We start from the raw sequence: 20213 nt of genomic DNA on the forward strand, positions 1-20213 counted from the left end.
CGCATCAGGCTGCTATGATTTCAAAGTGTTCAGGTATCGCACTCTTTAATTCATCGAGGCTTGCGAAATTACTTTTCAAATCAAGCGCTTCAGCAGCGGGCGCCAACATTTGAATTTTCCCAAGCAACGTTCGAAGTGAGTCAGGTGTATCTAAATAAGGAGTCAGTGCTTTTTGAAACGCTTCCAGCGCAACGCATTCCGTTTCATCCTTGGCTGAGGCCACCAACGCGGCAAGTTCGGTTTTCCACGACATGCTGTGTGTTGTGATAACTTCTTGCATAGTGAATCTCCATCGTTATGAGAAAAGCAAGTGTGTGCACACCCAAATCAGGTAAAGTTATGCTGTTCAAATTTTGCCATCTTATATACTACGCTGTGCGGGCACTGTAGCGTAGGGAGCGAAATTCTCGGGTAAGGAAGAGTATCTGATAATGGAACAAGGTCCTGTCCAAACATAGGGATATCCGTTCTAGGCTCGTTCTTGTCAACGAAGACCTCATGCTCGCAACGAATCAATATGTCTTGGGTGCTTGTTATACGGTAAGCGATACCTTGCTCTATTCTTATATTTATCCTGGGATCAGAAATAATTGTGTGGTTTGTCATCTGTCCAAATGTTTCAGAGTTCTCTCTCAGGTCAATAAAGCTTAGATTGATTTCAGCACCTTCATTATTTAGGAAGGTGTATATTTTTCTGGTGCGTGCATGCCAGTGGTAAGCAGCGGATTCTGCGTAATCTGACTTGAGCAGCAAAACATCTGAAACACAAGCATTAGTATTTGGTACGAGGGTAAATGATTTACCCCCTGTCAATGCGTAACGATTACGCCTGACTTCAACACCTGGGATTTTAGCTTTTTCTACAACCGCCGCCAATGAACGGTCATCGTTTGCCCATTGCTTGGGCTCAAGCATTACAAATTTCTTGGCGCCAGCAATTTGCACGGAAAAACGTGCGAGGTACGACTTCGGATTTTCAAGAAGTGATTGGGATATCTTTGACAAAAAAAGATGAGCCTCATCAGGCAATGTATACCGGTTTGGTCTGATGATGGGAAACTCGTCTAGCGCTGAAGAGCGAGGAACTGAAACCAGATCATTGTCCAGATTCCATGCGGGATTGTCGTGATCCACATACCATACAGGCTCATCGCGTGTCACGATGCTTTCGAGATTATCAAATGTATGCGCCACGCCTCGGGGGATGACCAATCGTCTTTCTAAAGAGGGCTTAAAGCGCAAGCGAACTATACGATGAAGCGTAGCACTGCCTTCTCTACAATCCACGAAAAAACCATCAATTTCAACGATCGGATCTCCCATGAACGTGAGTCGGTCATCTTGTCCGACGTGAATTCCATAAGTAGAATAATGAAAATTTTTCTCGTGAGTTACAAAGTCTGAAATGAGAGGGCCGGGACTGGAAATAAGTTTCTTATGGCAAAAACCAGTGGGTGATTTAGCTAACGATGTGAGATTAGGCTCAAACTGTAAGCCTTCAATAGAAAAGACTAAGGAAAGGCTGCCATCATCAACTTTTTTGAACATAGATCCCTCGCATATTTGGGCACTTGAAAACTTTATTGTTCAAGAGCTTGCCTGCCTTGGCTGCGTGAGCGCTGGATACCGCGAACATTTTCGGGTATCAGTTGAGTACTCACCTTGCGACTTAAATATTGATTAACGAATTATTCGAAGTCAATATTTTTTTTGATTATTTTTTGAACTAGGGCGCTCTATTTTTGTGCCTGGCTTACCAAAGTGGTGCAAGAAGGGTTTTTTTGAAAATCATCATGTCTACTCAGGGATTACCGCAGGGGCCATGCGATAAAAGCACGAGCAATCTGTTTAGGTATCACTCATTTTTTGCGCGTGCTCCGAGACAGTGCGCCCTTGTTAATACATGTCGCTGGATTGGCCGCCCCAAGTACTCTCTCTTAGGTGGAGGTCGAGGTCATCAAGACCACATCCAAGCTTTATTTATTTAAAAAAGCTATAGATAGTGTTTGACTGATAGCTTGACGCTTCTAGCTCGCCTAACCGCTGCATTATTAGGACGTCACTTTTAATTGTTGAACCGGCGCGGTCTTTTAACAGAATGCCCGTGCGTTAACCGGTGGGCCGACGCTTATGATCACCCGGCGTTAACTCAAACATGGCACTTTCACGCGCCCGGTCAGGATTCACGACGGAGCTTGGCGTAGACCTATATCTTGATCGCGCGGCGCTGAGTGCACTAGCTTGAATGGGCGGCTGATCAATCCTTGGCAGGCTTTGTCTCGGAAAACGTACAAACAGGACACGCAGGACGCTTTTTCAGCGCTCATTTGTCGTCTGGGTGAATCGCCCGGATGCAGCGCGGATCAACGTGTTGCGGGCTGACAGCCCCGATTTCACGCAGTGGCGATGGGTCTTTTGAAAAAAAGAGCGTGGACTCGGGATATAACACTAATTAGAATCAGTCTCATTTGGCGCATCCCATCGCTCAAGGCTTTTGACATGACTCAAGCAGCGACGCTATCACAGCAGACCTTGCATTCCCTGTACCGCGATCATCATGGCTGGCTGGAAAGCTGGCTGCGCAGACGCATGGGCAATGCCTGGGATGCTGCTGACCTGAGTCAGGATACGTTCCTGCGCGTGCTCTCCAGCTCCCAGCAGATCGCCGATATGCAGGAGCCGCGTGCCTACCTGCTGACCGTGGGCAAGCGCCTGCTGAGTAATTTCTACACTCGCCGCAGCCTTGAACAGGCTTATCTGGAAGCACTGGCGCAGTTGCCTGAAGAAAGCGTGCCGTCGCCGGAGCAGCGCTGGTTGCTGCTGGAAACCCTGCAGGCGCTGGACGAGTTGCTCGATGGCCTGTCGGCAGTGGTGCGCCGGGCGTTTCTCTGGAGTCAGCTCGAGGGGCTGGGCTATCGGGAAATCGCTGAACGCCTGAGCGTTTCTGAACGCACCGTCAAACGCTATATGGCGCAAGCCTACGAGCATTGTCTGTTGGTGGACTGGTGATTCGCCCGGCACCTTCGAACGAAGAACGCGAGGTCGTACGCAAAGCGGCGCAGTGGCTGGCGCTTCTCGAGTCCGGCGGTGCCAGCGATGAAGATCACGCCATGCTGCAACACTGGCGTGACAGTTCCGCCAGTCACGAACGGGCCTGGCAAAAGGCCCAACAGCTGCGTCAGCGTTTTTTCGGTCTGCCTGCCAACCTGGCCATGGCGACGCTGGATCGTCCTGACAAGGCCAGGCGCGCGACGCTAAAAAGAGCGTTGGGCGCCGTGACACTGGTCCCCGCAGTCTGGCTGCTGGGGCGTCAATTGCCGCTGGATGTCTGGCGTGCCGACCTGCAAACCGCAGTCGGCGAGCACAAGCGCCTGTCGCTGGCCGATGGCAGCACCTTGCAACTGAATACCGACAGTGCGGTGAACGTGGATATGGGCGCCCGGGCAATCACGCTTGTGCGGGGCGAAATATCCCTCAAGGTGCCTGGCAGCGCGCCGCTGACCATCCACGGTCCTTATGGCCGTATCGTGGTCGGTCGGAGCGAAGTCTGTGTGCGTCTCAACGCCAGCGACTGCCGGGTCTCGGTCGTCAGCGGCACGGTGCAGCTTTACCCTCTGCGCGGGCCGGTGCTGGCCTTGAATGCGCAGCAGCAGGTCACTCTGAAGCAGAGCGGCATCGGTCCTGTCAGTGCCTTCGACGCCTTGCTGCCTGGCTGGCGCGACGATGTACTGACCGCGCAGAACCAGCCGCTGGGCGACTTCCTGCGCGAGCTGGGTCGCTACCGCCAGGGCCTGCTGCGCTGGGAACCTGAGCTGGAAAACCTTCGGGTGACCGGCAGTTTCAGGCTCGACAATACCGACCGCGTACTGTCCTTGCTGGCGGCCAGTCTGCCGGTGGACGTGCAGATGCGTACCCGTTACTGGGTGACCCTGGTGCCTCGAAAAAACATTTCGACAAAAAATAGTGCGTAACGCTGTCCCTTTTTTTTGTCTCGCTGGTCATTCCAGGTAAGTGCACAAAAAATACGAGAGCTTCCCTCTATGTCCGCAGTGTCTTCCTACCGTTTGCGTCCGCTTTTGCATTTCAGCCTGTTGCTGACGTTGAGTTCCAGTCCGTTGTTCATCTCGACCAGTTGGGCAGAAACGTCGGGTAGACGTGCCTATGAGGTGCCGGCCGGCAGCCTGAGCGCCGCGCTCACCCGTTTTGCCGGGCAGGCCGGGGTCAATCTGTCGGTAGACCCTGCACTGGTGAACGGCCGAAACAGTTCGGGGTTGTCTGGCGAGTTCGCGGTCGAGGAAGGGTTTGCGCGCCTGCTGCAAGGTTCCGGCCTGCAGCTGATGCCCGTCGGCGAGCAGGCTTACACGCTGATCCCGGCACCTGAAAGCGCCAGTGCAGGTTTGCAACTCGCCCCCACGTCGATCGTTGGCGACAGCGGTGCCACGGACGGTCAGGAATACGCAGGCGGTCAGGTGGCACGCAAAGGCTCGCAGGGCATGCTGGGTTCCCGGGACTTCATGGAAACGCCATTCAGCATGACCACCTACACCAAGGACGCGGTGAAAAACCAGCAGGCCCGAACCCTTGGCGATCTGATCGCCAGTGACCCGTCAGTGCGCGCCACCAACCCCGCAGGCGGGCGTTACGAGCAGTTCACGATTCGCGGCTTCAGCCTGTTCAACAGCGACGTTTCCTACAACGGCCTGTACGGCATCCTGCCCACTTACACGATCGACATGGAAATGGCCGAACGGGTGGACATCCTCAAGGGACCGAGCCAGTTGATCAACGGCATTTCGCCGCGAGGCAGTGTCGGCGGAGGGATCAACGTGGTCCCCAAGCGCGCGACGGATAAACCGATCACCGAGCTCACCACCAGCTACGCCTCCAAGGGGCAGGTGGGTGCCGCAGTCGACGTAGCCCGTCGGTTTGGCGAAGACGACAAGTTCGGGATTCGTTTCAACGGCGTGAAGCAGTCCGGCGACACTGAATGGGATCATCAGAGCGTCGATCGCGACATGGCCGTTTTGGGCCTGGATTTCCGCGGCGACCGTCTGCGTCTGTCGACTGACATCGGGCACACCGAACGCGACACTGATGCTCCGCAGGAACGCGTGCAGGTCGGTGCCAACGCGAAGGTGCCCAATGCCAACGATGTGCGCGACAACTACGCGCAGTCCTGGAGCAAGGCGCGCACCAAGGATACCTTCGGCGCAGTGAATGCCGAATATGACCTCAGCGACTCGGTGATGCTGTACGGCGGTGTCGGCGCGCGCAAAAGTAACCATGACTTCCTGCGCCATGCGGTATCGGTCACCAACGACGCGGGTGACTTCAGCGTTCAGCCGCGCGATTTCACCCGTGACGAAAATGTGCGCACCGCCACTGCCGGCGCACGCAGCTGGTTCAACACCGGGCCGGTCAGCCATGAGGTCAATCTGGCTGCCAGCTATTTCTACATGGACTTTGAAAACGGTGGTGCACGCTACGCGGCAGCGCCGAGCAACCTCTACAACCCGGTCGACACGCCGACACCTTCGAACCCCACGCGAGCCGACTCCAAGGTTTACACCGAGAACCGCTTCAGCGGTGTGGCGCTGACTGACACGCTAGGATTTTTCGAGGACCGTCTGCTGCTGACACTCGGTGCCCGCTGGCAGCGTGTCAAGGTTGATGACTGGACCGATGACGTGAAAGGCGACACCGCCTACGACGAGGAAAAGGTCTCACCATCAGGCGGCATTCTGTACAAGGTGACCGACGACTTTTCGGTGTACGCCAACTACATGGAAGGCCTGAGCCAGGGCAAGATCGCTCCGTCGACCTCGGTGAACGAAGACCAGATCTTCCCGCCGTTCGTCAGTCGTCAGGTCGAGGTCGGCGCCAAGTATGACCTGGGGTCATTTGCCTTCACCGCCAGCGTATTCCGGATCAAACAACCGGCCTACGAGACCAACACCACCTCCCGTGTGTTCGGCCCGAACGGCAAGCGCCGTAACGACGGTGTCGAGCTGACCATGTTCGGTGAGCCGATGAAGGGTTTCCGCCTGCTGGGCGGAGTGATGTACATCGACAGCGAACTGACCAATACCGTCAACGGCACATTCGACGGCAACCGCGCACCGGCCACCCCCAAGTACAACGTCAATCTGGGCGCCGAATGGGACGTCCCGGGCGTCAACGGCCTGACCCTTACTGGACGGGGCATCTATACCGGTTCGCAGTATCTGGATCAGGCGAACAGCAAAAGCATCGATTCATCGGAGCGTTTCGACGTAGGGGCGCGGTATGCCTTCAAGGTCGATCAGAAGGACATCACGCTGCGGGCCAACGTCGAGAACGTGATGAACAAGTACTACTGGAGTTCGGCCGGCGCGTCGGATGACAGCGAGCCGGGGCTGACCCTGTCGACGCCGCGCACCTATCTGTTGTCGGCCACCATCGGTTTCTGAGTCGATACGTGACGCCCAGGGAAGGGCTCACGTGCATAGCGAACGACCGGCAGTCCTCATCGAGGGATAACCTGTGTGCAGCATTAAATAATCAACATCAACACGGCGACACAACAGTTTGTTATTTAGATAGGCTGTTTTGTCATAACGCCAAAATAATAAATGGCCACTTTCAGTAGTGGCACATTGAGTCATACCGATTAATCCTGTCGGTATAGCTGCGTGCCTTATTCATTATCAGGTACGTAGAAAAGTTCATTTAAATTTCATCTTTGTTTTCGAAATATTGGGTTGCACTTTTTGGTAAATGATAATAATTTGCATCCGGAAATCCAGCGAGGACTAACAGATGTTGAATAATGGCTTATTGCACTCTACTACGTCGCAGAAAACCAATGCCAACTATCTGGACCGGCAGAGCAAGTTTGAATCGAATGTAAGAAGTTACCCGCGCAAGTTGCCATTGGCGATAGCCAAGGCTCATGGCGTGTGGGTCACGGATGTTGAAGGCACCACGTACCTGGACTGCCTGGCCGGCGCCGGAACATTGGCACTGGGACACAATCACGAAGCCATCATGGCCAGCCTCGACAGCTTCCTGACCTCGGGCATGCCGATGCACACCCTTGATCTGACCACAGCGGTCAAGGACGCCTTCAGCGAAACGTTGCTGAGTCTGCTGCCAGGACAGGGACGTGATTATTGCCTGCAGTTCTGCGGTCCGTCCGGGGCCGACGCGGTCGAAGCCGCGATCAAGCTGGCCAAGACCGCCACTGGCCGGCATAACATCATCAGCTTTTCCGGCGCCTACCATGGCATGACCCACGGTGCCCTGGCGCTGACCGGCAACACCGCGCCAAAAAACGCCGTCGCTAATCTGATGCCCGGTGTGCAGTTCCTGCCGTACCCCCATGAATACCGTTGCCCGCTGGGCATTGGCGGCGAGGCCGGCACCGAAGCGCTGAGTTACTACTTCACCCAGTTCATCGAAGACGTGGAAAGCGGTGTGTCGCTCCCGGCGGCGGTGATTCTGGAAGCGGTGCAGGGCGAGGGCGGTGTCAATCCGGCGCCTGCGGCATGGCTGCGGCAGATTCGCGAGGTTACCCGCAAGCACGGCATTCTGCTGATTCTGGATGAAGTGCAGGCCGGTTTTGGTCGTACCGGCAAGATGTTTGCCTTCGAACACGCGGAGATCGAACCCGACGTCATCGTCATGTCCAAGGCGGTCGGCGGCGGTCTGCCGTTAGCAGTGCTGGGTTTCAAACGCGAGTTCGACGCCTGGTCTCCTGGCAATCATGCCGGCACCTTTCGCGGCAACCAGATGGCCATGGCCACCGGCCTGGCGACCCTTGAAGTGCTGCAACGACAGAACCTCGCTGGCCAGGCCGCAAAACGTGGCGACTGGCTCAAGGAACAGCTCGGCCTGTTGCAACAACGTTATCCGGCGATTGGCAATGTGCGCGGCCGCGGCCTGATGCTGGGCATCGAGATTGTCGATGAGCGCAAAGCGGCGGACCGCCTCGGCAGCCTGCCGATGGACCCGGATCTGGCTGTCGCCATTCAGCAGCATTGTTTCAAACAGGGGTTGTTACTTGAACGGGGTGGTCGCAATGGCAACGTCATTCGCTTATTGCCGCCGTTGATCATTACCGAGGAACAATGCCAATTGGTGATCCAGCGTTTTGAACAAGCCCTCAAGGCGGCACTGTCCCAGCTACGTAAATAAAAGCTATGTAATAAGCAGGGCATAAACAGCCATCATCGTGACACTGATATCACGATTGAAACAACACCGCACACAACATTTGGCTGGGCGAACCTATCGCACCTCGATAGCTCGATTGTTGTGCCGCAAGCGATAAAACAACGTTTGTTGCGACGTCATTTAAACGGTCAGCGTAAAGGCGACTGTGGAGCAGACATGACTAATACCGATCGCACCGTCTTATCAAACATGGTGAGCGAGTTGGCAACCACTCGCGCGTTACTCAATTGCCTGATCAAGGAATTCGCACTGCCGGAAGAGTGCCTGCATTACACCTGGCCTGAAGGCATGCAAGGCATAGCGCCTGGCAGTTTCGTCGATGGCGGACAATGGAAGGGCATTCCGCTCACCATCAGCCTGCCCAATCAGCAGCAGTTCTTTGTCCTGGTGGACCGCCGCGATCACCTGGGCAGCCATCGCTACCTTTCCGATGTCTACGCACGTCAGGGGCAGGGCACCTGGCGCTGTCTGGCGTTCGCCGAATTCGCCCGGCAACTGCTGACCGCCTGTGAGCACATGACCCGTGCCAGCAATGACGAGCTGCTGGACCAGGTCCTGCAAAGCCAGCACCTGACTGCCGCCATCGTTGCCCATAACATGACCGGCCAGCACCCGGCGCCGCTCAGCGGCTATCTGGCCAGTGAGCAGGGTTTGTGGTTCGGCCACCCCAACCATCCGGCGCCCAAGGCGCGCCTGTGGCCTGAGCATCTGGCGCAGGAGACCTACGCCCCGGAGTTTCAGGCGCAGACTGCGCTGCATCTGTTCGAAGTGCCGCTGGAAGGGCTGCGAATCACCTCCAATGGCTTGAGCGACGCAGAGGTGATGGCAGGCTTCGCTGACCAGTCGCGGGCCCGGCCCGGGCATGCGCTGATCTGCATGCATCCGGTACAGGCGCAACTGTTCATGCAGGACCGCCGCGTGCAAAGGCTGCTTGAGCTGGGGGATATATCGGACCTGGGTGCCAGTGGGCTGCTGGCCAGCCCGACGGCGTCGATGCGCACCTGGTACATTGAGGGGCACGACTACTTCATCAAGGGCTCGCTGAATGTACGAATCACCAACTGCGTGAGGAAAAACGCGTGGTATGAACTGGAAAGCACGTTGATCATCGACGAACTGTTCCAGCGCCTGCAGCAAACCCGCCCGGAAACCCTCGGCGGGCTGTCTACAGTCGCCGAACCCGGCTCGATGAGCTGGGCCCCCAAAGGCGTGAGCGAGGCGGATGGTCACTGGTTTCGCGAGCAGACCGGCGCCATTCTGCGGGAAAACTTCTGCCGCCGCTCCGGCGCCGATTGCAGCGTGATGGCGGGCACACTGTTCGCCCGTGATCTGCGTTCACGCCCGTTGGTGCACGACTTCCTCGAGCGCTTCAATGGTGGGGAGCTTGAGGACCAGCACCTGCTGGACTGGTTCGATGAGTACCAGGCCTTGCTGCTGAGCCCGGTCATGGCGTTGTTCTTCAACCATGGCATCGTGATGGAGCCGCATTTGCAGAATGCAGTGCTGATTCACGATAACGGACGCCCGCAACAGCTGCTGTTGCGCGACTTCGAAGGCGTCAAGCTCACCGAAGAGCTGGGCATCAAGGCGATTCAGGTGGGGCTGCACCCGAGAATTCGCCAGTCGTTGCTCTACAGCCGCGAGCAGGGCTGGAACCGCATTACCTATTGCCTGCTGATCAACAACCTGTCCGAGGCGGTACTGGCCTTGAGCTGGGAGCGTCCGCACCTGGCACCACTGATGTGGCAGCGCGTCGAGCGGCAATTGCAGCGTATTCGTGACGAACTGGTGCTGCCTGCGCCCGAGCTGGACGCGCTGATCGCAGGCCAGTCGATTGCCTGCAAGACCAACCTCAAGGTCCGGCTCGCTGCCAAGGCCGATCGCGAAGCCAACTATGTGCGTCTTGCGTCGCCGTGGGCCACGGAGGCACGTTATGCATAAGGTGCCGGAAACCGTACTGGCGGCCATCAGAGAGGCTCGGGCGCTGGAAACCGATCCACTGGCGGCCTTTGTCTACGATCTGGACGCGCTGCAGCAGCATGTCAGTGAAGTCATGGCGGCGCTGCCTGCAGGTGTCGAGCTGTATTACGCGATCAAGGCCAACAGCGAAGCGCTGATGCTGGAAACCCTGGCCCCGCTGGTCAGTGGCTTTGAGATTTCTTCAGGGGGCGAGATCGAGCGGGTGATGGCCTGTCCGACACGCAAGCCCTACGTGTTCTCGGGCCCGGGCAAACTCGATTCCGATCTGCGCTCGGCGTTGCTGCACAAGGTTGAAGCCATCCACCTGGAGAGCCTCAACGAAATCGCGCGTCTGCAACAGCTCGCAGAACAAGCGGGGCGCGTGCAGCCGGTGTTCCTGCGCATCAACCCGCAACTGCCCGCTGCGCAGTCGAGCAGGTTGGCGATGGCCGGGACCGCGACACCGTTCGGCATTGACGAAGCCGATCTGGTCGAGGCGGTCAGACGCGTGGACAGCGCCAGCCACCTGACGCTCAAGGGCTTCCATGTACACGCCATGTCGCATCAGATGTCGGTCGAACGTCATGAGCAGTTGCTCGATTTCTACCTGCAGCGCTGGCAGGAATGGAAGGCTCTGGCCCGCGACCCAGGCCAGCTCACCCATTTCAACGTCGGCGGCGGTATTGGCGTCGATTACCTCAACAGTCAGCAGTTCGACTGGCAGCGGCTGTGCCGTTATCTGGAAAAACGCCTGGGCGAGCAGCACGATGCGCCGATCCTGCGCTTCGAGCCGGGACGCTTCATCAGTGCCTATTGCGGCTATTACGCCATCGAGGTGCTGGACAGCAAAACCAGCCACGGCGAGCATTTTCTGGTCTGCCGCGGCGGTACTCACCAGTTTCGCCTGCCGGTCGCGCAAAGCCATGACCATCCGGTTATCCACCTGCCGACTGCGCCGCAAAGCACTGATTCGTCAGAGCAGGCTTACACCATTGTCGGGCAGCTGTGCACGCCCAAGGACGTACTGAGCCGTCGCCAGCCACTCAAAGGCGTGAACATTGGTGATCTGCTGGTCCTGCCTTTGGCGGGGGCGTATGGCTACAACATTTCCCACGCCGACTTTCTCTGCCATCCAAGACCGTCACAGCACTTCGTGCGCAACGGTGAACGGGTTCGCCAATGAGTTTCAACGTCCCACGCCGCTGGGTGGTGTTCAACGTGCTGCTCGGTACGCTGACGGTCAGCCTGAGCAATAGTTCGCTCAACCCTGCGCTGCCCACCTTCATGGAAGCGTTCAGGATCGGCCCGCTGCTGGCCACCTGGATTGTCGCCGGGTTCATGACCAGCATGGGCATGACCATGCCGCTGACCAGCTTCCTCAGTCAGCGCATCGGACGCAAACGCCTGTACCTGTGGGGTGTGGCGCTGTTCATCGGCGGTTCGCTGTTGGGCGCGCTGGCCGACTCCATCGCACTGGTGATCACCGCACGGGTGGTACAGGGCGTTGCCAGCGGGCTGATGATCCCGTTGTCGCTGGCGATCATCTTCTCGGTGTATGAAAAGCACGAACGGGGCAGGGTGACCGGGCTCTGGAGCGCAGCAGTGATGCTCGCACCGGCGCTTGGTCCGCTGTGTGGCAGCCTGATGCTGGAGTGGTTCAGCTGGCGCTCGCTGTTCCTCATGAATGTGCCCATCGGCCTGCTGGCACTGTTGCTGGGCGTCGGCGTACTGCCGGACTCCGAACCTGCCGAGCGCAAGCCGTTCGACCTTATCGGCTACCTGCTGGTGGCGTCGGGCATCGGCTTGCTGATGATCGCCATCAGCCGCATGCACCATGCTCAGGCGCTGCTCGATCCAGTCAATCAGGCCATGGTGCTGGTCGCAGTGGCTTGTCTGGTGGCGTTCGTCCGCGTCGAGTTGAGTCGCCAGGCACCGCTGCTGAATCTGCGCCTGTTCAACCTGCGCGGTTATCGTCTGAGCGTGATCATCGCCGTGGTGCAATCGGTCGGCATGTTCGAGTGTCTGGTGCTGTTGCCGCTGCTGGTGCAGAGCGTGCTGGGCTACAACCCGATCTGGACCGGCCTGGCGCTGCTGTGTACCGCCAGCTTCGCGAGTCTGTTCGGCCAGTGGGGCGGCAAGGCACTGGACCGCCATGGCCCGCGCACCGTCGTCGCCGTCGGCCTGCTGTTGACCGGCGTTTCGACCCTGGCGCTGGGCATGCTCAAGGCCGATGCCGCGATCGGCGTGGTGTTCGTGCTGATGATGATTCGTGGTGCCGGCCTCGGGCTCTCCTACATGCCGGTGACCACGGCGGGGCTCAATGCCTTGCCCGAGCCGATGGTCACTCAGGGCGCTGCGATGAACAACATTTCCCGGCGTCTGGTCGCGTCGCTGGCCATCGTCATCGCATCGCTGTGGCTGGAGTTCCGCCTCAACACCGCGGGACCGGCCGCCACGCCCTCGGCCATCAGCGAAGTGTTCATCGCCACCGGCCTGCTGATCCTGCTGGCACTGCCTTGTGCCTGGCGTTTCCCCCTTAACGACGAGCGCGCCGAGGCCCAGCCCGACGCGGTCGAACCCCGATAATTTTTCGTTCGAGGTATGAACATGGCTACCCCTTTACCGCTGCAACGTAACGCCGCTTCGACAACGACAGATAAAACGAAGGGTACTGGTGCCTGGCTGGCCGACGTCAGCGCCGAGCGCTATCAGCAAGTGCAACGCCGCGTGATCGGCCAACTGCTGCAAACCCTGCTGTACGAGGCGGCGCTGCCTTACCGCTGTGAGCCGCTGGATGATCATCGGCATCGTTTTGCAGTGGCCGTCAGTGGCGGTGTGGAATACCACTGCGAGGGCCTGCTGAGCACCAGCTTTGAGCTGATCCGCCTCGATCACGCTACCCTTGAGCGGGTGGACAGTGCCGGCGAACGCAGCGTGCCGGATCTGCATCTGGCGTTGACCGAGCTGCTCAGCCCGTTCAAGGACAGCCCGCACCTGACGCGCTTCATCCAGGAAATCGAGCAGACCCAGCTCAAGGACTTGCAGGCGCGTAATCAGGGTTATCAGCCCGCCAGACCAGCGCATCAGCTGGATGTCGATGCGCTGGAGCAGCACTTCATGGATGCCCACAGCTATCACCCATGTTACAAGTCGCGGATCGGCTTTTCCCTGGCTGACAACCGCCACTACGGACCAGAATTTGCCACGCCTTTCGCGGTGGTCTGGCTGGCCGTGGCGAAATCGAGCGCCTCGGTCGGCCACTCGCGGAGCATGGATTTTCAGGCGTTCATCCGTCAGGAGTTGGGCACACAACGTTGGCAGGAAATAACTCGGGATCTGGCCGCGCAGGGCAAGTCCATCGACGACTATCAACTGATGCCGGTGCATCCGTGGCAGTGGGATAACGTCACGGTGTCGACCTTCTACCCGGAACTGGCCAGCGGCGAGCTGATTTACCTGGGTACGTCGACCGATAGCTACAAGGCTCAGCAGTCGATTCGCACGCTGGCCAACGCCAGTCAGCCACAGCGCCCATACGTCAAGCTGGCGATGAGCATGACCAACACCTCCAGCACACGCATCCTGGCGCGCCACACGGTGTTGAACGGCCCGATCATCACCGATTGGCTGCACCAGTTGATCGCAACCGATAGCACCGCTCGTGCGCTGGATTTCGTGATTCTCGGTGAGGTGGCGGGGGTGAGCTTCGATTACCGCCATCTGCCGGAATCGCGTTCGGCGCAGACCTACGGCACGCTGGGTGCCATCTGGCGGGAAAGCCTGCATCAGTACCTCCGGGACGACGAGCAGGCGGTGCCGTTCAACGGCCTCAGCCATGTAGAAAACCGTTACGGTGATGGCCAGCAGACGCCGTTCATAGATGCTTGGGTCAGCCAGTACGGGCTCAAGGAATGGACCCGGCAACTGCTGCAGGTCACGGTGCCGCCGATCATTCACATGCTCTATGCCGAAGGCATAGGCATGGAGTCCCACGGCCAGAACATCGTGCTGATCGTCAAGCAGGGCTGGCCGCAGCGCATCGCCCTCAAGGACTTCCATGACGGCGTGCGTTATTCACCTGCGCACCTCGGACGTCCCGAACTGTGCCCAGAGCTGGTGCCGCTGCCCGCCAGCCATGCAAAACTCAACCGCAACTCGTTCATCATCACCGATGACGTCAACGCGGTGCGCGATTTCTCCTGTGACTGTTTCTTCTTCATCTGCCTGGCTGAAATGGCGATTTTCCTGCGTCAGCAATACCAGTTGGATGAGTCACTGTTCTGGCAGATGACCGCCGACGTCATCCTCGACTATCAGCGTGCTCACCCGCAGCATCGCGACCGTTTCGGGCTGTTTGACGTGTTTGCGCCGTCGTACGAAGTGGAAGAGCTGACCAAGCGTCGACTGCTGGGGGATGGCGAGCGTCGCTTCCGCTCGGTACCGAACCCACTGCACACCTACAGGCCGCAATGATGCTGAGGACCAATGCGCTCAAAAGCAGAATTGCCGACGGACAGCCAGCACACGGGGTGATCAGTTCGATCCCGGCCCCGGCCGCCATCGAGTTGATCGCCGAGGCCGGGTTCGACTTCGTGATCATCGACATGGAACACGTGCTGATCAACCCGGAAACCGTGGAAAACATGATCCGTGTGGCAGAGAGCTACGACCTCACACCACTGGTACGGGTCGCCGATCTCAACCCGAAAACCCTGCTGCGCCTGCTCGATGGCGGCGCGCAGGGCATCGTCTTGCCGATGATCGAGAGCCCCGAGCAACTGGCGGATGCGATTGCCGCCTGCAAATACCATCCGCTGGGTCGCCGCAGCCTCAACGCCGGACGTCCCGGCTCGTTCGGCAAGCACAGCCTGGCGCAGTACGTGGAGGCCGCCAATCAACAGATCATGGTGGTGGCGATGATCGAAAGCGCCGAAGGCGTACGCCGTGCCGCCGAGATCGCCATCGTGCCGGGGCTGGACATGATTCTTGAAGGCGCTGCAGACCTGTCGCAGTCACTGGGCATGCCCTGGCAGATCGATCAACCAGATGTACAAAACGCGTTGCTTGCAACCTGGCAAGCCGCCCATGCGGCGGGCGTCGCCTATTGCGCGATCCCTCGTCAACCCGGTGACGCTGCCCGCTGGCAGGCTCGCGGGGTCAACACCTTTGTCCTCGGGGATGAGCGTGGCATTGCCTTTCGCGCGCTTCAGGCCCGCCTGGCTCAACATTCAGCAGAAGGAAAATAAACCATGAACTTCACTTCACTCGCCGCTGACCTGGTCATGCAGGATTTGGTCGATTGCCTGCTGGCTGAGGACTTCTTTGGTCGCGAGCCATTGCGCCTGCAGGACAGCAGCCAATGGCAACTGCGCCATCCACAGGCTCCGCAACTGGTAGAGCAGGGTAGTGCGTTGCAAATCTGGGAGTGGTGCTGCGATGATTCGGAGCAACGCTTCATCAGCATCGCGTTGCGCCCCGGCATCACCCAGCAATGGGAAAAAGTGCCCGGCACCCCGGTACTGGGCCGACAGGACGAGCGCTGGACGCAGTTGTCGCCGGAAGACTTCATGAAGTGGGTGTTCGCTGGCAAGGCGACGCTGCTTCAGGACAGCGAGCGTCAGGACAACGAAAAGGGTATCGCGCTGTTTCTCGAGGTGTTGCGCATCAGTGTCTGGCAGACCGCGCTGTCGCTGGACCACAAGGTCGACGAGCAGAACCTGATGGCTCAGGACGGCGCCACCTTCTTCAGGACCATGGAACAGTGGGCGTCACTGCGTGATCGCCCGTATCACCCGCTGGCCAAGGCCAAACAAGGCTTGAACGAGCAGGAATACTTACACTACCAGGCCGAATTCGCCCGGCCGGTAGCGCTGAACTGGGTGGCCGTCGACAAGACCTTGCTGCAATGCGGCGACGGCGTGGAGGACTTGAATGCATCCTTTCCGGCCCGCTATCTGCTGCCCGAGAACCTGCAAGCAGAGCTTGACCAGGAGATGCAGGCGCGTGGCATTGCCGGCAGCCATGTTGCGCTGCCGGTTCACCCATGGCAGTTCGAGCATGTTCTGCAGGCTCAGCTGGGCGATGCATTCGCCAAGGGCGATTGCCAGCGGCTTGATTTCAATCATGCGCAGGTGCATGCCACGTCGTCGCTGCGTTCGATGACACCGTGCTTCAACAGCGCTGACTACCTGAAGCTGCCCATGGCGATTTATTCGCTCGGCGCTTCGCGCTATCTGCCAGCGGTCAAAATGATCAACGGCGGGCTGAGCGAAAAACTGCTGCGTCAGGTGGTCGACAAGGATCAAACCCTGAGCCGTTCGCTGCACTTGTGCGACGAACGCAAATGGTGGGCATTCATGCCGCCGCACGCCACGCTGTTCGACGAAGGACCTCGGCATCTTTCGGCCATGGTGCGCGGCTATCCGGCCGCCTTGCTCGATGATCCGGAGTGCCGCCTGCTGCCCATGGCGGCACTGGGTACACCGCTACCGGGGAGCAATCGGCATTTCTTCGACGAGTGGATGGACTACCGCGACCTGCCGCGCAATCAGGCTTCGGTGCTGACACTGTTTCGCGAACTGAGCCACAGTTTCTTTGACATCAACCTGCGCATGTTCCGCCTGGGCATGCTCGGCGAAGTGCATGGTCAGAACGCGGTCATGGTCTGGAAAGCCGGACAGGCGCAAGGGCTGTTGTTGCGTGACCACGACTCGTTGCGTATTTTCGTGCCCTGGCTGGAGCGCAACGGTATGCACGACCCGGAATATCGAATCAAGAAAGGTCATGCCAATACGCTTTATCATGACCGCCCCGAGGACTTGCTGTTCTGGCTGCAGACGCTGGGTATTCAGGTAAACGTGCGGGCAATCATGGATACTCTGGCGCAAGTGTATGACGTACCGGTCACTGCGCTGTGGACCGTATTGCGCGATGTTCTGGATAATCTGATCACAACCATCGAATTTGACGACGAGGCGCGTGGCATGATCAGGCAACAACTGTTCGAAGCCCCCAACTGGCCGCAGAAACTTCTGCTGACGCCCATGATCGAGCGCGCGGGCGGTCCGGGCAGCATGCCGTTCGGCAAGGGCGAAGTGGTCAACCCGTTCCACAGGTTGCGCCGTGCAACCTGACCGAACCCTGCATCCTTCACGGCGCACCGTGTTGCGCCTTTCGCTGGGGTTACTGGCGCTGCCTGGCATTGCCCGGGCAGCGCCGCTGCGCGTTGTCACCCTGTTTCAAGGGGCGTCCGACACTGCCGTAGCCCTTGGCGTAACGCCTTGCGGTGTGGTGGATTCGTGGAGCGAAAAACCGATGTACCGCTACCTGCGCCCGGCGCTGGCGGCGGTGCCGCATGTGGGTCTGGAAACCCAGCCGAGCCTGGAAGATATCGTGCTGCTCAAGCCGGACCTGATCGTCGCCTCACGCTTTCGTCATCAACGCATCGCACCGTTACTGGAACAGATCAGCATGGTGCTGATGCTCGAAGAGGTGTTCGAATTCAAGCGCACCCTGGCGATGATGGGCGCGGCCCTGCAGCGTCAACAACTGGCCATCGAGCTGCTCGGGCATTGGCAACAGCGTGTGGCAGCGCTGCGTGGCCAGTTGCAGGCGAAGTTCGCCGGACGCTGGCCAATCACCGTGTCGGTGCTCGACATTCGCGAAGACCATATCCGTAGCTATCTGCCGGCCAGCTTTGCCGGCTCGGTGCTCAGTGAACTGGGCTTTGCCTGGACGCCCGCGGCCCGCCAAGCCACGGGCGTGTCCCTTAAACTCAGCAGTAAAGAGAGTTTGCCTGTGGTCGATGCCGACCTGTTCTTCGTCTTTCAGCGCGCCGACAGCAACGCCGCGCAGCACACCTACGACAAGCTGGTACAGAACCCGTTCTGGCAACAGTTGCGTGCAGTACGGGACTACCAGGTATGGCGCGTCGATGCCGTGGCCTGGAGTTTGTCCGGCGGCATTCTGGGCGCCAACCGCATGCTCGATGAGATCGCTCGCGTGGCCCTGGCGGATAGCGCCTCATGACGGCTGCGGTAAAACTGGGCCTGGGGCTGTTGATACTGGTAGCGTGCATGGGATTGAGTCTGGCCACCGGGGCCACCTGGATATCGCCCGCTGCCATTGTACGAAGTGTCTGGCAGGCTGATGCGCTGAGCGCTATCGAGCAAGTGCTGCTCGACACACGGCTGACACGCACCCTGATGGCCGTCGCGGTCGGTTCGAGTCTGGCGGTTGCCGGGGCGCTGATGCAGGCGCTGACGCGCAATCCGCTGGCGTCGCCTGGCCTGTTCGGCATCAATGCCGGCGCGACGTTTGCCATCATCGCCTGTTCGTCGCTGCTTTCACTGTCGTCCATGAGCCAGTGGCTGTGGTGCGCGTTCATCGGCGCTGCGGTGGCGGGCACGATTGTCTGGGTCATCGGCAACCGGGGGCAGGGCAGCCTCAATCCATTGCGCATCGTGTTGGCCGGCGCAGCGATCACTGCCTTGTTTACCGCATTCAGTCAGGCCTTGCTGGTGGTCAATCAGGACGGTCTGGACACCGTGCTGTTCTGGCTGGCCGGCTCGTTGTCGGAGCGCGAGCTGAGCACTGCCGCGCCGTTGCTCGTCTGCGTGGTCATGGGGCTTGTCGGCGCGCTGGTGCTGGCGGGGCAGGTCAACGTGCTCAACACCGGGGAAGCCATCGCGACGGCGCTGGGCCAGCGTACGGGGCTGATTCGCCTGATGATGAGCGTGGTGATCATTGCCCTGGCAGGCAGCGCCGTGGCGCTGGCGGGCAGTATCGGCTTCATCGGTCTGCTGGTGCCACACATGGTGCGCAAGACGCTGTCCATCGACCATCGCTGGCTGCTGCCCGGCTGCGCAGTGCTGGGCGCGACGCTGTTGTTGCTGGCCGACACGCTGGCGCGCGTCGTGATTGTCCCTCAGGAAGTCCCGGTGGGAGTGATGACGGCTCTGTTCGGTGCGCCGTTCTTCATTGCACTGGTTCGGCGGGGCGCGCGCTATGGATAAGCATTTCACCGTGCGCTACCGGAGTTTTTCCCGGCAGTTCAGCCTGACTGCATTGACGCGCTTGCTGACGGGCCTGTCGCTGACGCTGCTGGTTGCACTGAGTTCGCTGGCCGTGGGCAAGATCAATCTGTCGCCAGCGACCCTGCTGAATGTTTTTACCGGTCAGGCGGATGCCAGCCTGGTCTTCATCGTCGAACAACTGCGCATGCCCCGGCTGGCCCTGGCTGCCCTGGTCGGCGCGGCCCTGGCGGTGTCCGGGCTGATCCTGCAAAGCATCATTCGCAACCCGCTGGCCTCACCGGATCTGTTAGGCATCACCAGTGGTGCCAGCGCCGCCGCCGTGTTGTACCTGTCATTCTTCTCGGCTGCACTGGGCGCGCAGTTTCTGCCCCTGGCGGCGATCTCTGGCGCAGGCCTCGCGGCACTGGTCATTTATCTGCTGGCCTGGAATCAGGGCGCTTCACCCTTGCGCATGGTGTTGATCGGGGTAGGGGTGTCGGCTTTGCTGGCTGCGGTCACCACGTTCATTCTGGTGTTCAGCCCGTTGACCACCACCTTGTCGGCTTATGTCTGGCTGACCGGGAGCGTGTATGGTGCCAGTTGGCCGGAGCCCCGCGCGCTGGCCGGCTGGCTATTGTTGACGCTGCCGCTGTTGGCGCTGCTCGCCCGTCAGGTGCGCATGCAACAACTGGATGACGCGCTGGCCCAGGGCATCGGCGTGCGCGTGCAATGGCTGCGCGCCGGTTTGCTGCTGGTGAGCGTCGCACTGGCCGGGCTGGCGGTCGCCTGGGGCGGGGCGATTGCCTTTGTCGGGCTGATCGCGCCTCATATCGCCAAACGCCTGATGCCGCCGGGGTTCGTCGGTCAGGCGCTGATGGCGGCGTTGATCGGTGCCAATCTGGTGATGCTTGCCGATCTGGCCGGACGCACGCTGTTCCTGCCGCTGGATCTGCCCGCAGGGATTTTTGTCGCGGTGCTGGGCACGCCGTTTTTTCTGTACCTATTGATCAACCAGCGGCATTAAGG

The 20213-nt window shown here is 59.2% G+C and carries 15 protein-coding genes; 13 read left to right on the forward strand and 2 right to left on the reverse strand.

The annotated features are described in order from the left end of the window. Positions 1-4: 4 nt before the first annotated feature. Entirely contained in the window at positions 5-280 is a 276-nt protein-coding gene (locus GE543_RS01000) for a hypothetical protein (RefSeq protein ID WP_010412379.1), read from the reverse strand. Between the two features lie 47 nt (positions 281-327). Continuing rightward, entirely contained in the window at positions 328-1548 is a 1221-nt protein-coding gene (locus GE543_RS01005) for a dTDP-4-dehydrorhamnose 3,5-epimerase family protein (protein ID WP_153220233.1), read from the reverse strand. Positions 1549-2499: 951 nt separating this feature from the next. On the opposite strand from GE543_RS01005, the gene GE543_RS01010 reads away from it, so the two are divergent. The 13 genes from GE543_RS01010 (at position 2500) to GE543_RS01070 (ending at position 20211) form a co-directional block, all read left to right on the forward strand. Further along, complete coding sequence (locus GE543_RS01010) at positions 2500-3009, forward strand: sigma-70 family RNA polymerase sigma factor (RefSeq protein WP_003318943.1); 510 nt, start codon at positions 2500-2502, stop codon at positions 3007-3009. Further along, on the forward strand, positions 3006-3971 hold the full coding sequence (locus GE543_RS01015) for a FecR domain-containing protein (protein ID WP_368988529.1): 966 nt from the start codon (positions 3006-3008) through the stop codon (positions 3969-3971). The genes GE543_RS01010 and GE543_RS01015 overlap by 4 nt, the downstream gene beginning before the upstream one ends. Before the next feature lie 69 nt (positions 3972-4040). Next, positions 4041-6449 (forward strand): TonB-dependent receptor, encoded by a 2409-nt coding sequence (locus GE543_RS01020; protein ID WP_046235574.1) that lies wholly within the window; start codon positions 4041-4043, stop codon positions 6447-6449. Between the two features lie 349 nt (positions 6450-6798). After that, the gene (locus GE543_RS01025) at positions 6799-8175 is read left to right on the forward strand and encodes a diaminobutyrate--2-oxoglutarate transaminase (RefSeq protein ID WP_153220235.1); all 1377 of its coding nucleotides are present in this window, start codon (positions 6799-6801) and stop codon (positions 8173-8175) included. A 195-nt stretch (positions 8176-8370) separates the two neighbouring features. Next, complete coding sequence (locus GE543_RS01030) at positions 8371-10155, forward strand: IucA/IucC family siderophore biosynthesis protein (protein ID WP_153220237.1); 1785 nt, start codon at positions 8371-8373, stop codon at positions 10153-10155. Then, entirely contained in the window at positions 10148-11356 is a 1209-nt protein-coding gene (locus tag GE543_RS01035) for a type III PLP-dependent enzyme (RefSeq protein WP_153220239.1), read from the forward strand. The genes GE543_RS01030 and GE543_RS01035 overlap by 8 nt, the downstream gene beginning before the upstream one ends. Beyond that, complete coding sequence (locus GE543_RS01040) at positions 11353-12759, forward strand: DHA2 family efflux MFS transporter permease subunit (RefSeq protein ID WP_046270168.1); 1407 nt, start codon at positions 11353-11355, stop codon at positions 12757-12759. The genes GE543_RS01035 and GE543_RS01040 overlap by 4 nt, the downstream gene beginning before the upstream one ends. A gap of 21 nt (positions 12760-12780) precedes the next feature. Next, complete coding sequence (locus tag GE543_RS01045; protein WP_153220241.1) at positions 12781-14646, forward strand: IucA/IucC family siderophore biosynthesis protein; 1866 nt, start codon at positions 12781-12783, stop codon at positions 14644-14646. After that, complete coding sequence (locus tag GE543_RS01050) at positions 14646-15419, forward strand: HpcH/HpaI aldolase/citrate lyase family protein (protein ID WP_178118522.1); 774 nt, start codon at positions 14646-14648, stop codon at positions 15417-15419. Before GE543_RS01045 ends, GE543_RS01050 begins: the two co-directional genes overlap by 1 nt. 3 nt (positions 15420-15422) lie before the next feature. Beyond that, a complete protein-coding gene (locus GE543_RS01055; protein ID WP_153220245.1) occupies positions 15423-17306 on the forward strand; it encodes an IucA/IucC family siderophore biosynthesis protein in 1884 nt (627 codons plus the stop codon). Next, a complete protein-coding gene (locus GE543_RS01060) occupies positions 17296-18201 on the forward strand; it encodes an ABC transporter substrate-binding protein (protein WP_371927063.1) in 906 nt (301 codons plus the stop codon). The genes GE543_RS01055 and GE543_RS01060 overlap by 11 nt, the downstream gene beginning before the upstream one ends. Then, entirely contained in the window at positions 18198-19187 is a 990-nt protein-coding gene (locus tag GE543_RS01065; protein WP_153220247.1) for an iron ABC transporter permease, read from the forward strand. The genes GE543_RS01060 and GE543_RS01065 overlap by 4 nt, the downstream gene beginning before the upstream one ends. After that, positions 19180-20211, forward strand: a complete 1032-nt coding sequence (locus GE543_RS01070; protein WP_153220249.1) for an iron chelate uptake ABC transporter family permease subunit — start codon at positions 19180-19182, stop codon at positions 20209-20211. The genes GE543_RS01065 and GE543_RS01070 overlap by 8 nt, the downstream gene beginning before the upstream one ends. Positions 20212-20213 lie beyond the last annotated feature (2 nt).

This window comes from Pseudomonas sp. SZ57, from assembly GCF_009495975.1.
GTDB classification, from domain to species: Bacteria; Pseudomonadota; Gammaproteobacteria; order Pseudomonadales; family Pseudomonadaceae; genus Aquipseudomonas; species Aquipseudomonas syringae.

Coding starts and splice junctions, on each gene's coding strand:
- GE543_RS01035 (WP_153220239.1), top strand. CDS start 10,148: ATGCATAAGGTGCCGGAAACCGTACTGGCGGCCATCAGAGAGGCTCGG.
- GE543_RS01005 (WP_153220233.1), bottom strand. CDS start 1,548: ATGTTCAAAAAAGTTGATGATGGCAGCCTTTCCTTAGTCTTTTCTATT.
- GE543_RS01055 (WP_153220245.1), top strand. CDS start 15,423: ATGAACTTCACTTCACTCGCCGCTGACCTGGTCATGCAGGATTTGGTC.
- GE543_RS01030 (WP_153220237.1), top strand. CDS start 8,371: ATGACTAATACCGATCGCACCGTCTTATCAAACATGGTGAGCGAGTTG.
- GE543_RS01000 (WP_010412379.1), bottom strand. CDS start 280: ATGCAAGAAGTTATCACAACACACAGCATGTCGTGGAAAACCGAACTT.
- GE543_RS01040 (WP_046270168.1), top strand. CDS start 11,353: ATGAGTTTCAACGTCCCACGCCGCTGGGTGGTGTTCAACGTGCTGCTC.
- GE543_RS01070 (WP_153220249.1), top strand. CDS start 19,180: ATGGATAAGCATTTCACCGTGCGCTACCGGAGTTTTTCCCGGCAGTTC.
- GE543_RS01025 (WP_153220235.1), top strand. CDS start 6,799: ATGTTGAATAATGGCTTATTGCACTCTACTACGTCGCAGAAAACCAAT.
- GE543_RS01020 (WP_046235574.1), top strand. CDS start 4,041: ATGTCCGCAGTGTCTTCCTACCGTTTGCGTCCGCTTTTGCATTTCAGC.
- GE543_RS01065 (WP_153220247.1), top strand. CDS start 18,198: ATGACGGCTGCGGTAAAACTGGGCCTGGGGCTGTTGATACTGGTAGCG.
- GE543_RS01045 (WP_153220241.1), top strand. CDS start 12,781: ATGGCTACCCCTTTACCGCTGCAACGTAACGCCGCTTCGACAACGACA.
- GE543_RS01010 (WP_003318943.1), top strand. CDS start 2,500: ATGACTCAAGCAGCGACGCTATCACAGCAGACCTTGCATTCCCTGTAC.
- GE543_RS01050 (WP_178118522.1), top strand. CDS start 14,646: ATGCTGAGGACCAATGCGCTCAAAAGCAGAATTGCCGACGGACAGCCA.